At 74.1% G+C, this 317-nt stretch carries 1 protein-coding gene; it reads right to left on the reverse strand.

What is annotated here, in order from left to right; all coding sequences use genetic code 11:
• A partial coding sequence (locus ACLZOT_RS51310; protein WP_416976160.1) for a hypothetical protein occupies positions 1-272 on the reverse strand: 272 nt, incomplete at its 3' end.
• Positions 273-317: the final 45 nt, after the last annotated feature.

Consider the following 317-nt stretch of genomic DNA (forward strand, 5'->3'; position numbering starts at 1 on the left):
GGCCGCCCCGACTCCCCGGCGCTTCCCAGCCGTGCCCGTACCGCCTCCAGCTCCCCCCGCGACAGCACCCGCGTCGCGGTGTCCACGCCGCCGGGTGAGGGGGGTGTGGTTTCTCGGGCCACTGCCAGGCGTGGGTCGCGCTTCGGCTTGGTGCCCTCGGATCGGGGGCCGGGTTCTGGAACCGGAATCGCGCTCCCCGACGTCGGTTCTGCCGACGACTCGCGCTGCTTCGACCTGTCGGGGGACTCGCCCGCCACCGATGCCTCCTCCATGTGCCGCCGCACGCCGTCCGTGCGTCTGCCGAACCGTGAGCCGTC

The sequence above is a fragment of the Streptomyces sp. 4F14 genome (genome assembly GCF_048159485.1).
Taxonomy (GTDB): Bacteria; Actinomycetota; Actinomycetes; order Streptomycetales; family Streptomycetaceae; genus Streptomyces.